This window comes from Aquimarina callyspongiae, from assembly GCF_034322225.1.
Taxonomy (GTDB): Bacteria; Bacteroidota; Bacteroidia; order Flavobacteriales; family Flavobacteriaceae; genus Aquimarina.
Map to the genome: position 1 here is coordinate 50,249 of NZ_JAXLPA010000007.1, position 16,491 is coordinate 66,739.

At 31.9% G+C, this 16,491-nt stretch carries 13 protein-coding genes; 9 read left to right on the forward strand and 4 right to left on the reverse strand.

Annotated features, from left to right (window positions below; genetic code table 11):
• Positions 1-40: 40 nt before the first annotated feature.
• Positions 41-1,666, reverse strand: a complete 1,626-nt coding sequence (locus U0D62_RS23160) for an amidohydrolase (protein WP_322289737.1) — start codon at positions 1,664-1,666, stop codon at positions 41-43.
• Between the two features lie 314 nt (positions 1,667-1,980).
• Here U0D62_RS23160 and U0D62_RS23165 point away from each other — a divergent pair, with 314 nt between their 5' ends.
• From U0D62_RS23165 to U0D62_RS23205, 9 genes are all read left to right on the forward strand, one after another.
• Positions 1,981-2,856: a DUF6503 family protein gene (locus tag U0D62_RS23165; RefSeq protein ID WP_322289738.1), complete on the forward strand. Its 876-nt coding sequence runs from the start codon at positions 1,981-1,983 to the stop codon at positions 2,854-2,856.
• Positions 2,857-2,888: 32 nt separating this feature from the next.
• Positions 2,889-3,260, forward strand: a complete 372-nt coding sequence (locus U0D62_RS23170; protein WP_322289739.1) for an ArsR/SmtB family transcription factor — start codon at positions 2,889-2,891, stop codon at positions 3,258-3,260.
• The gene (locus U0D62_RS23175; protein WP_322289740.1) at positions 3,253-3,717 is read left to right on the forward strand and encodes an SRPBCC domain-containing protein; all 465 of its coding nucleotides are present in this window, start codon (positions 3,253-3,255) and stop codon (positions 3,715-3,717) included. Before U0D62_RS23170 ends, U0D62_RS23175 begins: the two co-directional genes overlap by 8 nt.
• Before the next feature lie 15 nt (positions 3,718-3,732).
• Positions 3,733-4,638 carry a TolB-like translocation protein gene (locus tag U0D62_RS23180; protein ID WP_322289741.1) on the forward strand — a complete coding sequence of 302 codons (906 nt, stop codon included), beginning with the start codon at positions 3,733-3,735 and terminating at the stop codon, positions 4,636-4,638.
• Between the two features lie 205 nt (positions 4,639-4,843).
• Entirely contained in the window at positions 4,844-7,039 is a 2,196-nt protein-coding gene (locus U0D62_RS23185; RefSeq protein ID WP_322289742.1) for an alpha-N-acetylglucosaminidase, read from the forward strand.
• Positions 7,040-7,105: 66 nt separating this feature from the next.
• A complete protein-coding gene (locus tag U0D62_RS23190; RefSeq protein WP_322289743.1) occupies positions 7,106-8,023 on the forward strand; it encodes a GNAT family N-acetyltransferase in 918 nt (305 codons plus the stop codon).
• A gap of 35 nt (positions 8,024-8,058) precedes the next feature.
• The gene (locus tag U0D62_RS23195) at positions 8,059-8,754 is read left to right on the forward strand and encodes a cyclase family protein (RefSeq protein ID WP_322289744.1); all 696 of its coding nucleotides are present in this window, start codon (positions 8,059-8,061) and stop codon (positions 8,752-8,754) included.
• A gap of 109 nt (positions 8,755-8,863) precedes the next feature.
• A complete protein-coding gene (locus U0D62_RS23200) occupies positions 8,864-9,973 on the forward strand; it encodes a DNA alkylation repair protein (RefSeq protein ID WP_322289745.1) in 1,110 nt (369 codons plus the stop codon).
• Between the two features lie 25 nt (positions 9,974-9,998).
• On the forward strand, positions 9,999-10,418 hold the full coding sequence (locus U0D62_RS23205; protein ID WP_322289746.1) for a DUF3995 domain-containing protein: 420 nt from the start codon (positions 9,999-10,001) through the stop codon (positions 10,416-10,418).
• Positions 10,419-10,446: 28 nt separating this feature from the next.
• Here the strand turns inward: U0D62_RS23205 and U0D62_RS23210 are convergent, their stop codons facing one another.
• The 3 genes from U0D62_RS23210 to U0D62_RS23220 form a co-directional block, all read right to left on the reverse strand.
• On the reverse strand, positions 10,447-11,259 hold the full coding sequence (locus tag U0D62_RS23210) for a M23 family metallopeptidase (RefSeq protein WP_322289747.1): 813 nt from the start codon (positions 11,257-11,259) through the stop codon (positions 10,447-10,449).
• An 80-nt stretch (positions 11,260-11,339) separates the two neighbouring features.
• Complete coding sequence (locus U0D62_RS23215; protein ID WP_322289748.1) at positions 11,340-13,121, reverse strand: TonB-dependent receptor; 1,782 nt, start codon at positions 13,119-13,121, stop codon at positions 11,340-11,342.
• 29 nt (positions 13,122-13,150) lie between these two features.
• Positions 13,151-16,168 carry a tetratricopeptide repeat protein gene (locus tag U0D62_RS23220; protein WP_322289749.1) on the reverse strand — a complete coding sequence of 1,006 codons (3,018 nt, stop codon included), beginning with the start codon at positions 16,166-16,168 and terminating at the stop codon, positions 13,151-13,153.
• Positions 16,169-16,491 lie beyond the last annotated feature (323 nt).

Sequence of the window (16,491 nt, forward strand, 5' to 3'; positions counted from 1 at the left end):
AATCTATAGACCTATATAAATATTTTTTATCTAGTAGTTATTAATACACTTTCTCTCCATTAACATAGGTAGCGTTTACTTTTATATTTGGAATTTTATCTTCCTCAATCTCCATAATATTATCTTCAAGAATCACAAAATCGGCAAATTTACCTACAGAGATACTTCCTTTTTCTAATTCTTCAAAGTTGCTATAAGCAGCCCAAATAGTCATCCCTTTGAGTGCTTCTTCTCTTGTTAAAGCATCTTTTTTCTGAAATCCTCCATCAGGGTATTGTTTTAAATCTTTACGTGCAACCGCTGCATAAAAAGTATAAAAAGGACTCACGTGCTCTACTGGATAATCAGTACCTAATGCCAATTTACCTGTTTTTTCTAATAACTTCTTATACGCATAAGCTCCTTTAATTCTTTCTTCTCCCAATCGTTCATCTGCCCAATACATATCACTAGTTGCATGTGTTGGTTGTACACTCATAACCAGATTGTCATTAAGCATTTCAAACTCTTCTGGAGCAACTACCTGCGCATGTTCTACTCGCCATCTACGATCAGATTTGTTCTTTAATACATCATAATATGTTTTGATCACAACCGCATTGGCAGAATCTCCAATTGCATGAGTATTCATCTGAAACGGTGAACCTGCTAGTCGTTTGGCTAAAGCTTTAAATTTTGAATTACTAATCACCATAGCACCATAGTGGTTTTCTTTATCTGTATAAGGTTGCTTTAATGTTGCTCCTCTGGAACCTAAAGCTCCATCTGCATAGACTTTAAAAGAAGAAACATTTAATCTTTCAGTCTTATGAACACCTTTCTCGAGATAATGATCAACATATTCTGGAACATTACTAACCATAGCATATATCCTGATCTTAAGTTTATCCTCTTTTTGTAAACTATCTATTAACGAGATCACCTGTGGACTTAATCCTGCATCATCCACAGTGGTCAATCCATAGCTAAAATTTATAGATTCAGCATTACGTAAAGCCCAACTTTGATCAGAAACAGTAGGCTTCGGAAAAACAGCCTCCATTGGCTCCATGGCATTGTCAATTAAAACTCCTGTTAATTTTCCCTTATTCTTGATAATCTCTCCTCCAGATACCTTTGTTTTAGCAGTAATTTTGGTAAGGTCTAAAGCTGCTTGATTTACAAGCATTGCATGACCATCTACTCTGGTTACTGCAACTGGTGTATTAGGAAAGATGCTATCTAATTTTTCTTTAGTAGGGAACTCCTTTATTTCCCAATCATTTTGATCCCAACCTCTACCAGTAATAAAAGAAAGTTTTTTCTCTTTTTGAAAAGTTATAATACGCTCCAATACCTCATCATAGCTATTCGTTCCCACAAGATTTACCTGACGTTGTTGTAACCCCAATCCATAAAAATGACAATGAGCATCTATCAAACCAGGAATAATTGTTTTACCTTTTGCATCAACCAATTCTTCAAATGTATAAGAATCTGTTAGTTTTTCTGTAGATCCAATTGCTAGAAATTTTCCGTCTTTAATTGCAAAAGCTTGCGCTTTTTGTTGAGTATCATCAACGGTATATACATTTGCATTAAAGACCAATAAATCAGCAGGTTGTTTTTGTTTTTGACAAGAAATTAGCAATAAAACACTAAGTAATAACAAATAGAATTTTTGCATGATATAGTTAAGTTTGATGTGTATAGTGGTTAAAAGTAAGGATAAATATTCTCTATTCATATAAGGCGACGACCATATTAACACATATTTCACCTTCTTTCTTTCTTTAAATTAATCAATAAAAAAGAATACAAATAAATAGATAGTTTGGGTCTTAAAACTGAACAATTCGTATATACTGACCAACATCTAACTAGTTTAGTTATAATTAAAACTAATTTGCTACGACTAAACGTATAATTCTACAATCTGACAAGAAGTTATAAATCAAACAAACTGATTATTTCTGTAAGGGCAAACTAAACTAGCAAAAAATGAATCAACATAAGGTCTTAAAAACTCCATTAGTAATTCTTGTCTTGATAATAACACTATCAGGTTGTAAAATGGCAGATTTAAGAACATCTGCTGTCACTAACTCAACACCCAATCGAGAACCTAAAGCTATTGCCTTAATAAACAAAGTTATTGCTAATCAAAATTTAGATGTTTTAAGTAATTCAAAAACGTATTCTTATAAAGCCATTCATAATTGGAAAGGAATAATGGCACTCTTCAATCCATTTCCAAAAGATAATAAATTGATGGAAATGAAGTTTAGACCAAATTCGTTTGATGCACAGTTTCGTTATATTAAAGGTCGAGATTCAATAAAACGTGGAGTACAATCCTTCAAGTATTATACTATAGATTATGATGGTAATTTACAATTCAAAAATAAGCCATCAATGACGTTCACTTTGCCTGCGGTGCAATATCTTTTTGAACTTCCTTTACGATTAAAAGATGCCCCTATTTTAAAATATGCTGGGAGTACAACATTTGAAGACAATCTGTATGATTTAGTATTTGCAACCTGGGAATCTACAGAACCAAATTCAGAATATGATCAATATTTACTTTATATATCTAGAAAAACCGGACACCTAGCTTTTGCCAGTTATACCGTAAGAGATACATATCTGCCCTCTCCAAATAATATTTATGGCTCTATCAGGTATGAAAACATAACAGAAAACATAGATGGTATCCGATATCCTTCTACACTTATTATACAAATAAATAAGTTAAAGAAAAAAAGTCGATGGACTCAAAAAATATCTATTTCTGATTTGAAACTAAACAATTTTGATGCTTCAAATCTATATCCAGATAAAACTCTGAAATTTTTAGGTGATTCAAAGAATTAATTGAAACGGTAAAAAAATATTTGCGTAACCGAATGATTACATATATATTTGTAACCAATCAGTTACATATTAATATGAGAAGAGATGTATTTCAAGCAATTGCCGATCCGATCAGAAGAGATATTATCGAATTACTTGCAAATGATACATTAACGGTAAATGCAATAGCTGAAAATTTTGAAATCAGTCGGCCGGCAATTTCAAAACATTTAAAAATCCTTAAAGAATGTGGTATAATATCCCTTAATAAACAGGGAAGGGAACAATTATGCAAAATTGAACCTAAAAGTCTAATTCCTGCTTTTTTGTGGATGGAACAATATCAAAACTTATGGGAAGACAAACTGGATTCTTTTGAAAATTACTTAATGAAGTTACAAGCAAAAAATAAAAACGATGAATAAAACTAACGACGCAAAAAATCGCACATTAACATTAGAAAGAACTTTTGATGCCCCAATTAAATTAGTCTGGGAAGCCTGGACTCAACCTGAGCATATTGCCGGGTGGTGGGGTCCAAAAGGAATGACCACAAAAGTAATTCTACACGATTTTAAAGTAGGTGGCCAATGGAAATATAGTATGCTTATGCCTGATGGTAATGAGTTTATTGCAGATGGTATCTATTCAGAAATTGTAGAATTGAAAAAAATAATTAGTTCTGCAAATTTCAAACCGATGACAGAAGGGGTAGAAATACAAGCTTTATTTGAAGAAAATGGAGATAAAACTAATTTTATCTTTAATGTTGTACACCCAACAGAAGAATATTGCAGACAACAAGAAAAAATGGGCTTTATGAATGGCTGGGGCTCTGTTTTTGACAGATTAGCAGAATATACTAACCTATTAGTTAAATAAAAACATTACCTACTTATGCATATAAAGAATGTATTATTAGTATTCTTAATTCTTTTTGTAGTTACAGCCTGCAAAAATCAAGATCAAAATGCAACTCAATCAAATATGTTTCTTACTGATAAAATTCCAGGAGATACACCTATTCCATTTAAACCAGAATTGGTTACTAGTAATAAATTGGTTCATAGAGGTATTTTCTCTACCGATATGGAAACATACTATTTTACTATTTCAAATACAGATTTTTCAAGTTTTGATGTAAAAATGTCTAGAAAAAAAGAAGGCGTATGGTCTACACCTGTAAATGCTTTTTTTAACAGTACGTATAATGAGCACGGAATGAGTTTCTCTCCAGATGGTAATACGTTGGTTTTTGCTTCGACAAGATCCGTTGATACAGAAGAAGTTTCTGACACCTGGCATCTCTGGAAATCTCAAAAACAGAATGGAAAATGGAGCGAACCTCAATTTATTGACATTCCTAATCTACGAGATAAATTAATGTCTCACCCTACATTGACTAATGATGGAATTCTTTATTTTCATTCAAGTAATATTGATTATTCAAATATGGAAATCTGGTACGCAACATTAGAAAATGATCAATATCTTCCTGCTAAAAAATTACAATTAAATATCAATCAAGCAAAAGGTTATTGTACTCCATACATTTCAGCAGATGGGGAACATTTGATTTTTGCAGTAATCAAAGAACATCTAGAACTAAATATTTCTCATAAAACAGGAGTTAATGAATGGTCAACACCTATAATAATACCCGAGTATATAAATCATAACGGACAAGGAAATCCTTATCTAACTCCAGATGGTAAGTTTCTTTTTTACGCAACAGAAGATGTAAACAAAGAAAACACCTGGCACATAAATTGGGTAAGTACAAAGTCCTTTATTAATAAATAGAATTTCTATTCTTTAAACTATAAAGTAAAGCACCTTTTAATCAAAGAGGTGCTTTTTTATTGACCTATCTCCTGATTCAACAAAACACTATGAATAAAAAACTCACTTTTTATCATATCAAAAAAACAACTTCTATATATTTGAATAACTAAAACCTAAACCATACATACTCTCATCAGTATGTTATATTAAAACTGAAACATACATGAAGTTTTTATTTTTCTTACCAGCCTTCCTCCTATTATCGTGTAACTCTCCAAAAAAAACTGATAATCAAAATAATAGCAAACAAAAAGCCATTGAAGTATTACAAAGAAATATTGGTGCAGAAAATCTGAAAAACTTTGAATTTTCTTTGAATCCAGATGATGAACCATTAGATCATTATGAGATAAAAAAAGTAGATAATAAAATTAAGATAACCGCAAATACTCCGGTTGCATTGTGCAGAGGAACTTATGATTATTTAAAAAGTCACTGTAACAGTATCATAAGCTGGTCTGGCTCTAACATTATCGTTCCTGAAGAGCTTCCTGCAGTTGATAAAAAAGTAAAAACACCATATCAATTTAGATATTATTTTAATGTAGTCACTCACGGATACACAACTGCCTATTGGGATTGGGAACGATGGGAAAAAGAAATCGATTGGATGGCCATACACGGGATCAATATGCCATTGATTGGTGGAGCGCACGAAGCCATTTTATATCGTGTATTTGAAAAATTAGGACTAACCGAAGAAGAGATTAATGAGTATTTTTCAGGCCCAGCTCATTTTCCTTGGAATAGAATGGGGAACTTAAATGGATGGGATGGTCCAATACCACCTTCTTACTTTCAAAAACAAATAACACTCACTCATCAATTGTTAGATAGAATGGAATTACTCGAAATCAAACCTATCATTCATGCATTTGCTGGTTTTGTTCCTAAAGGGATTACAAGAGTATATCCCAATGCTAATGTTAGAGAATTAGGATGGGGCGGAGGATTACCACAAAAAAACAATGGATTTATTTTATCCCCAAATAGTAAGTTATTTACTGATATTGGAACTTTATATATCCAGGAATGGGAAAAAGAATTTGGGAAAGGAGAATATTACTTAGCAGATAGTTTTAATGAAATGGATGCTCCCCTTTCAGAAAACCATGAGGAAGCTTTAATCGAATTAGCAGGATATGGCGCTTCGGTATATCAATCCATCAAAGATGCAAATCCAGAAGCAACCTGGGTAATGCAAGGGTGGACTTTTCCTTACCATAGAGGAAAAGATGGTAAACGATTCTGGACTCCTGAGCGACTTAATTCATTAGTTTCAAAAGTTCCTGATGATAAATTATTAATTCTCGATTTGGCCAATGAATACAACCACGTATTTTGGAAAATACAACCATCCTGGAAAATGTATGATGGATTCTTTGGGAAAAAATGGATTTATTCTTTTATCCCCAATATGGGTGGCAAAGTTCCGTTAAACGGAAAATTAGATGTTTATGCAAGTATCTCTTTTGATGCTTTACATTATAAAAACAAAAGGAATCTGGTTGGTTTTGGCTTTGCACCAGAAGGAATAGAAAACAATGAAATCATTTATGAATTACTATCTGATGTCGCCTGGGAAACAGAAAAAATAGATATTCATCAATGGATTCAAAACTATTCTATCCAACGCTATGGTACTTTTCCTAAAAATATGAAGAAAGCCTTTGATCTCTTAAATCAGTCTGCTTTTGGATCATTTACAGATCACCCTATGCATCGTTATCAATTTAGACCTTACCCTAAACCAGAAGGTGTAGAAGATCATGCTACGGTTCATACCTCCGAAACTTTTAAAGAAGCGGTAGGAGCATTTTTAAGCTCTGCACCAGAATTAAAAGAAAGTAAACTGTATACTGCTGATGCTATCGAAATGGTTGTTCAGTATTTAGGTTTAGAGGTGGATCAACAACTTTTATCTTTTCTCGAATCCAAAGAAAAGAATGATACAAATAGGCTGGATGAAATTATGGAAACACTTTTAGTTATGGATAGACTATTGGCTTCTCATCCTAACCATAACTTACAAAAATGGGTAGATTTTGCTAGAAAATGGGGAGATACTCAAGAAGAAAAAAAGTATTATGAATCTAATGCTAAAAGACTTATCACAACCTGGGGAGGAGATCCTGTAAATGACTATTCTGGAAGAGTATGGACTGGTTTGATCAGAGATTATTATGTGCCTCGTTGGGTTAATTATCACAAAGATACTTCTGATAACAAAAAACAACATATGAGAGATTGGGAAGAAAAATGGATCATGACAGAAGGAGTATCAAAGATGGATCCTTACCCGGATCCTTTGGCTATAGCTCAGAAGATGTATGATAAATATAGAAAACGAAAAGAATAAATTTATTAAGCTTTAATATTTTCAAAAAAAGAATCAATTCTAAACTTTTGTTTTAATCAGAAAAAAATGCAGAAAAAAATTTTAGAAACAGAACGACTTTTACTTCAAGAATTTACTATAAATGATGTAGATTTTGTTTTTGAACTTGTAAACTCTCCTAAATGGATTGAGTTTATTGGTGATAAAGGTATTAGAACTCAAGAAGATGCTATTAATTACATAAAAAATAACCTTATAAAAAGTTATGAGATCAATGGTTATGGTCTTTGGCTGGTACTATTAAAACAAACTAATACTCCTATCGGGATGTGTGGATTAGTCAATAGAGATACTTTGGAAGATATCGATATAGGATTTGCAATGCTTCCAGAATATATAGGTGCAGGTTATGGGTTTGAAATAGCAAATGCAACAATGAATTATGCAAAACATCATCTTAATCTCAATAAAATTGTAGCTATTACTGATGTTAACAATACAGCTTCGATAAAACTTGTTAATAAAATTGGGCTTCAATTTGAAAAAACTGTGAAATTATCAGAAGACGATAGTGTACTTCTCTTCTCTCCTCCGTCTAATAAAAAAGATAAAGAAGAAATTGATCTTCTATCAACCAGTTTTTTTGACCTCTTCACCAATGCTAATGGTGCAGCTCCCAACTTAAAGAATATAAAAGACCTATTCATTTCTAACGGGATGATTATAAAAAACACTGAAGGAAATCCTGAAATATATAATTTAGAAGAATTTATTACTCCTAGAGAAAAAATCTTAAATGATGGAACACTTATAGATTTTAAAGAAAGTGAAATTTCGCATACCACTGAGATATTTCAAAATATAGCACATCGATTTAGTCTATATAAAAAATCGGGGAAACTAAATGGTGTAGATTTTGAATCCAAAGGTGTAAAAACAATTCAGTTTATTAAAGTTGACAATACATGGAAAATTACCTCTGTTGCCTGGAGTGACGAGAATTAATTTTTTATAAGATAGTTAACACCACATATAATTTAATGAGTGAAATAATTGATTTAAGCCAGGAGATCTATGAAGGGATGCCCGTATATAAAAGTCTCCCGCAAGTTAAGATGAGTATTCATAACACTCATGAAGAATGGGATGGGGTTGAAAATCCTATTACCTCAACACCCAGTGTATACAAAATAGAAATGGGAGAACACACAGGTACTCATGTAGATGCTATAAATCATATGGCAAAAGAGTATAAAGAACAATCAATTGATATAATGCCACTTTCTATGTTTTATACAGAAGGAATTTGTCTTGATTTTTCGTATAAAAGCCTGAAAGAACTTATTACTAGTACAGAAATTAAACAAGCATGTAATAAGGCTAATCTTAAAATAAAAAAAGGAGATACTATACTATTATATACTAATCATTACAGGAAATATTTCACTACCGAAAATTGGGGTAATGGACCAGGAATAACTGCTGAAGCCACTCGCTGGTTAGGGCAAAAAGAAATATCAGCTTTTGGCGTTGAAACCATGTCTCCAGGAGTTCCCGGAGTTTCTAATAAAGAAGTACATAAAATATGTGGAGAATTAAATTTCACACATTATGAAAATATGATCAACTTGCATCTTTTGATTGGAAGAGGGCGATTTCGGTTTATAGGATTACCATTAAAAATAAGAGGAGGAACTGGTTCTCCTGTAAGAGCAATTGCCGTATTCGAGGATTAAAGACTATAATCCGTAGCTCGTTATATAAAAATATAGAATTCTCATAAAACTATTGACATAGGGTTGTCACCACCCTCTTTTACTTTTGTCATATAATAATTATTAACTCATGGCAGAATTACTTAAGAACATATACAACGATCATTTTTTTAAACAATTTACGGAGGTTATTAAAAAGGTAATTCCAGACTTTAACTCCTCTTCTTTTATTAATACTATTCATGATGGTGAATGGAAAAATAGGGAGCTTAAACAAAGAATGCGACATATATCCATTACTTTAAAAAATCATTTGCCCTCAAACTATAGTCAAAATGTAAAGACTATCTTAACTCTGATAGAAGAATTAAAAGAAAACAAAATAACAGAAAGCAGTCTTGAGTTTATGTTCTTTCCCGATTTTATCGAGTTATATGGTTTAGATTACTTTGATACTTCTATTCCTGCTATTGAAGAAATAACAAAATTTACGAGCTGTGAGTTTGCTGTCAGACCCTTTATTATAAAATATGAAGAAAAGATGTTAGCTCAATTAGAATTATGGAGTACTCATAAAAATCTTCATGTACGTAGATTAGCATCAGAAGGGTCTCGACCGAGATTACCTTGGGCAATGGCTATTCCTTCTTTTAAAAAAGATCCTCAAAAAATAATACCCATATTAAAGAACCTAAAAAATGACACGTCAGAATATGTACGAAGAAGTGTAGCCAATAATCTAAATGATATTTCCAAGGACAATCCAGAAGTAGTTATCGATATAGTCAAAAAATGGAACGGTTCTAATAAAGAAATTAACAAACTAGTAAAACATGCAAGTAGAACACTTTTAAAAGAAGGTAATCAAGAAATTATGCAATTGTTTGGCTTTGGTTCTATTGACAGGATTAAAGTACATTCTTTTCAAATATTAACACCCAATATACAGATAGGAGAATTCGTAGAATTTAAATTTAAAATTAGTAATATAAGTGCTGTAAAAACCAAAATAAGGCTAGAATATGGCTTGTATTATCAAAAAGCTAATGGTACGTTGTCAAAAAAAGTATTTAAAATAAGTGAAAAGGATTATAGTGCTAATTCAACTACCGTTATTAAAAGAAAACAATCATTCAAAATAATTACCACCAGAAAACTTTATCCAGGAAAACACCAAGTATCTCTAATTATCAATGGGATTGAAGGTAAAAAATTAGATTTTGAATTAATCAAACAATAAAACTTTGATCGATAAAAAGTTAATTATGATTTTACCTATTTTATTAAGCTTGTTATTTTTTGTATTAGGTCTTATACATTTAAGTTGGGTTTTTGGCGGAAAATTTGGATTTGAAGCCTCATTACCTACAAAAGAAAATGGCGAACGTGTATTAAACCCTAAAAAATTAGATAGTGCTGTTGTAGGATTAGGGCTCATGGTGTTTGGACTCTTTTATTTATCAAAATCTGGTATCATTGATTATGATCTTCCTTCTATCATACTTAACTATGGTAGTTGGATAATACCTGCTATTTTTATCTTAAGAGCTATTGGAGAATTTAAATATGTTGGTTTTTTTAAACGTGTAAGACAAACAAAGTTTGGAAAATTAGACACACTATTTTTTTCGCCTTTATGTCTGGTAATTGGTATTCTAGGAATTCTAATTAAGTTAATGCACTAATTATATATTTGAGGTTAAGTTTCTATTTTTAATACATTCTAGTGTATTGTTCCTTCTCAATAAGTTCCATAGCTTTATTTCCTTTATCCACCAAAAATTTAGTTTTTAATGTCTCTCTATCTTTGATTCTTTGAAAAAACACAATAAAGTGTAAATGTGGACCTGTCGCCCATCCTACATTGCCACTATATCCAATAAATTGCCCAATTTTTACTTGATCACCTATCTTTACCTTAGCTCCTTCTTGTTTGATATGTGTGTATTCTGCAAAAGTCCCGTCTGAATGGTATACGACAATAAAGTTATTAAACTTGGCACATTCTGCATCTGTACAGCTTCTACTATAACTATCTTCTACATCAATTACGACTCCATCTCTTGCCGTATAAATTTTAGAACTCATTGGCATTTTAAAATCTAAAGCATTTTCACCCTTATGAGAAGTGGCTCCATCGTATCCTTGTGACAACCAATAGGTTTTACCTTTCTCAAAAGGAAGGTAATATCCAAAATCATCCTCGTACTTATTTAGGGTATGATCTCCAAAATTATAGGAAGTATTAAATCCTAGTTTCATTCTTTTTTTTCGATCTACTACCGTAAGATTGGTGATTATATGCTTCTTCTTTTGAGCAGGAATAACGAATATTTTATTATTTCCTTTAGAAGATTCCAGGTTTTCTAAATTGAAGTTAATTTCCGCAGAAACAGGGCAAAACTCATCATTATCGGCTAGAATAACAAAACCTGTATCTGTATGCTCATAATATATTTTGAAATTATCTTGTGAGAATATAGCAATTGAATAAAAGCATAAAAAAAGAATCGTAATCTTCTTCATAACCAAAATTTTATTCAATTTACATCAAAAATTATACCTGGCATATTACTTTAACCTGAGTTTAAGCCGGTTTTGATATTTTAATAATTGAATTTATAGGTTACTCCTCCTAAGAATTGAATCCCCTGAACCGGAAAATTAGCCCAACGTTGGTAATTCTCTCCAGCCAAATTATTTCCTTTTACAAAAACAGATAACTGTTCATTAAATCTATATCCTAGATTTACATTAGCATCAAAATATGAATCCAGAGTTATAGTAGCTTCTGGATTAGGAAGTGATAATGGGATTGCTGTATTAATGTCCTTACGTTCACCAACATAAAATAATTGTGCTCCGGCAAACCATTGATCTGTAATTTGATAATCCACAATGGCAGATGCTTTAAGTTCTGGTAAATTCCAGGCTTCTTGCTCATCATCTAATGAATAACTAAAATATTCTCCTGTAACTCCCAATTTGAATTTCTTATTGATATTAAAATTCAATTCGCCATATCCAGTAACTGTAGTAATATCATCATATCGGTATGAAAATGAATTTCCAAAATCAAAACCTTCTAATTGAAGTGTAGGTATTCTATTGTTTACAAATAATGGTTTATCATCCTCAGAACTATAACTAGCTCTAAAGTTATAACTTACCACATCTGATACCTTTCCTTTTAAACCTACAAACGCATCATATTGATTATTCGTAGTTGTCAAAATCAGAGTTGGAGAAACATATGGATTATTTTGTACTGCATCTCTATAAGTATTTTGTTTTAATCCTCCTTCTAAACCACCATAAGCAATTACGGTTTCATCTATAAGTCTATAAGAAGCTGTTACTTTTGGGTAAATAAAGAAATCATTGTCATTATTTTTGGTATCTATACTATAAAACACAGCTGCTCCCAAGTTAATGGTCAAATTATCTCTTAAGATTACCAGGCTGGGATTAACTCCAAGATTTAATATGCTATACTCATTAGGTGTTTGTAAAACCAAATCCAGATCACGCTCAAAACTTCCGTTTAAATAATCTACAATAAAATTAGTAGTGATCAGTTCATCACCAATTTCGAATTCAAAAGTAGGTTGCGCTACTACATGATGTTCTACAGAGCTTAGTTCATCGGCAAAAAACCGATAATTAAGTGTTGCTCTTCTAAAATGAAGATCATCGAATTGTAGTTTCCCTCCTATTTTTGCTCCAAAATAACTCTGCTGAGGATCGATTGCATTAATCTGATCTGGTGTCAAAACAGGTAACTCTGGTAAACCATACCAGTTATATAATTGATGTTCAACTCCTACTTCGATTCCATATGTATAATCTCTAGTGCGAGACGTATAATTAAGATCTAAAAAAGTATTATAAAATTTATCTTCCAATTGTACATCTTCAATACCTCCTTGAGAAGAATTATGATGCAGATACAATCCCATATTATCAGAACGACTAAGCTGAAAATTACTGTAAAACTCTGCAAGAACTGACGTAAAATTACCAAATCCTAAGGTAGCATAATTATCATAAATAGGTACTCGTTTTGGTTTATCTATACTTGCTGCCCGTCCTTTTGCAGGGGTAAATGTAGATGCTACTGGAACTGAGAAAATGCTATATCTTATTTCTTTTTTCTGTTGTGTGACAGAATCATTTAAAATAGGGGTAGATTTTATTTTAAATGCATCACTAATAGTTGGTGTATATGCTTTGACAATAACTACGCGTTCTGTCTCTATAGTTTCTTCTTCTTTTTCTTGCGCTACCATGGCTCCAAAGCTCATTATAGACAAACATAAAAAAAGTATCTTTTCAGGCTTTACTAGTGCATGAGGCCTGCTTATCATTTTTTGAAATTTTATGGACATACAATACAAATCGTTTACTAACTGGATTATTACTGTTCGGTTTGGATGGATGAATTAGTTTTTGCTTCTTCGGCTTTTATTTTTTTGAGTTCAGCTCTCGCTTCATCAATTACATCTGGATAATCTGAAAAGTTTTTGATCACACTTTCTAAAATATAGGTAGCTTGATAGGCATCTTTCAACCCATAAAAATTCTTAGCCATTAAGACTAATCCTTTTGCTCCATATAATTTATATCCTGAATAATCTTTGGCTAATTTTTGTATGGTTTGATTAGATGCTTTATAATCACTTGACCTGTGTTTGAAATAAGCATTATAATACAATGCTTCTGCAGCGAGTTCTCCTGTTGCTATTTTCTGAACTTCTGCATATGCTTTTTTTGCTCTTACCTCATCTGCAGTTTGTAAAGCAGCTCTGGCTATAAATATCTGAGCATCACTTTTTACATCATTTTGTATTTTGGGATTCGCCAATACTTTTTCTGCATAATCAATGGTTTTCTGATAGTTGATCAATTGATAAAAAGACTTCATTAAGTTAGATTGTGCAAAAATGATATTTTGCGGAAAATCGGCATCTTTTTCTAATCGTTCTAATACAGGAATTGCTTTTTCATAAGCTCTATTCTCCAAATGCACTTGAGATAATCTAGCTAAGGCTTGCTCTGTAAACTCTGTACGATCTTGTTGTAAAACATATTCGTAATGCGGAATTGAAGCATCTCTATTTCCTTTTTTAAAGTATAACTGTGCTAATTGAAAGTGACTTTTTAATGCATGAATTCCGTTAGGGAATTCACTTAAATATTTCTCAAATCCACTAATAGCTCCACTATCGTTATTCTCTAAAAACTGTTTTTCTGCGGCTTCATAAGAAGTATTATCCAGATCTGCATCACTAACATCTACAAAACTTAATCCTTTTACCCAATTAGCATATTCATCTGTTCTTCCGAGATCTACATATATTAATCTAGCTGTATTCACTGCTTGTACTGCTTCTTCGGTTCCTGGATAATCTGCAACTACTTTTTTAAATTTGGATAAAGCTCTATTTCCTTCATCTCCGTTATAATATATAAGTCCTTGTTTTAGCAACGCCTTAGGGACATAAGAACTTCTTGGTATTTCTTTGATCAAACGATCATAAGCACTAATTCCGCTTCTAATTTTATCTTGTGCTATATAGGTGTCTCCCAATGCAAACATTGCATCATCTCTATAAGTAGAATGAGTATACTGCTTAATAAACAGTTCTAAATCATTGATTTTTTTATTATTCTTATTCACAAACCCATAACTTATTGCCTTTTGGTAATGAGCATAATCAGAATCCGGGCCTCCATTTTTGATTGCTTTATTATAGGATTCCATCGCCGGCCAATAATTCCTTGAAATAAAATAGCTATCTCCTAATCTAAGATAAGCATCTGTTAAACTAACCTCATCAACTCCTCTTTTCTTAGAAAACGTCCCAAAAAAATCTGCTGCCTGAGTGTATTGTTTTAATTTAAAATAAGTATAACCGATATGGTAATCGATCTTTTCATATTCTACTGTGTTAGCAGCATCAGAACTTCCTTTAAATTGTTTAAACCCAATTAAGGCGTCATCATAATTATTTTGCAGATAATCACTTTCTGCTTTCCAATAGATTGCCCTAGCTGTAAAAATAGGATCTCGTTGCTCATTAAGAGATTTATCAAAATACTGAATAGCTTCTGGATAGTTATTTTCATTATACAATTCGATACCACGATAAAAAGCTACTTTCTGATATACCACCTTATCCTGAAAATTACGGCTACTCTCTAACAAGTCCATCGCCTCTTTATAATTCTTGGATGTAATGTAAGAACTGATCAACAATTCTCTGATTTCCTCTCTATATTCTGAATTAGGGTATTTGTCGAGATAAGACAATAAAACTTTGGGAGCTGTTTCATAAGAATTCCCGATCTCATAACTCAATTTTGCATAATTGTATAAGGCATCCTCTTTGATTTTGGGTTCAAAATCCATTTCTGAAGCATTCTTAAAAGCATTTAGTGCTTGCTGCTTCTGATCTGTATTTAAATAAGATTCTGCAAGATGATAATAAGCGTTTTGAGCTGTAGCATTTCTCCCGTCAACTATTTTATTAAATTCAGAAATAGCATTGGTATAATCACCTCCTTTATAGAACGCGTATCCTAACTGATAATAATCGGTATTGTTCCATTTTCCTTTTCTACCTCTATACCCTTTAAGATAAGGGATCGCTTTTTCATATTGCCCAAGATTAAAATAACTCTCACCAATAATTTTATTCAATTCGGATTTCTCAGAAGGTTTTGACCTTGATAATTGTCCTAATCCTTCATCAATAGCTTCTTGAAATTTACCTGCCTTAAAATTCATGTCACTTTGAAAATATGACAGATTCTTATTGTATTGATCCAAATCTTTTACTTCATCAAACAACTTAGTAGCTTCTTGATAATTATCTCCTTCATAGGCAATAAAACCAAGGTAATATTTGGCTTTAGCTCCGTATTTATCAGACTCCTGTACTTTATTTAAGAATTTTTTTGCTTCATTAAAGCGTTGAATTTTGAAATACGCGTATCCGTTATTAAAGTTAAATTTTTCTTTTTCAGAACGCCCCATATTACCCTCATCCACTTTTTCATACCATTTACGTGCATAAGCATATTTACCATTATCAAAATAATAGTTAGCCACGTCGAGGTAGGCAGCGTTACGCTTAATACTTGTAGGATACTGTACTACAAAATCTTCCATAAGCTGATCTGCGCCTTTTTGGTTTAACCAAACTGCACAATTTGCAATATAATAGGTACAATCAGCATCTATATTTTCATCATCCACTGCATCTCGGACTTTATCAAATAAATTCTGAGCTGCCAGAAATTGTTTATTGTTATAAAGTTCAAGTGCCTGATTATACAGTACTAAATCGTTGGTATATATTGCTGATTGCTGAGCGGATAGATTCGCAGACAGGCTAATCACAAAAAGTATCAAGGTGGTGTACTTGTTCATTTAATTACTCCTTTTAACGGTTACACTATAGGTAGCATCCATAATTTTAATCTTACAGAGCGCCTAAGATAAACCTTACACAATTTTTCTAAAAGTAAATATCGTATCCCGTGAATAAATTTTGTGTTAAAGATAGCCTAATCTTCATTTTAATAACGAAAGATTTTGATGTTAATTACATGGTGAATTCAGAAATATCATATTAAAGCCATAAATTATCTAACTCAAACCAAAATATTCGAATAAAATAGAGGTTATATTTTTATAAGTTCTTAAACTCAATAATTTTAAAAGAAACTTTATATTTTTACACTTATAATTAA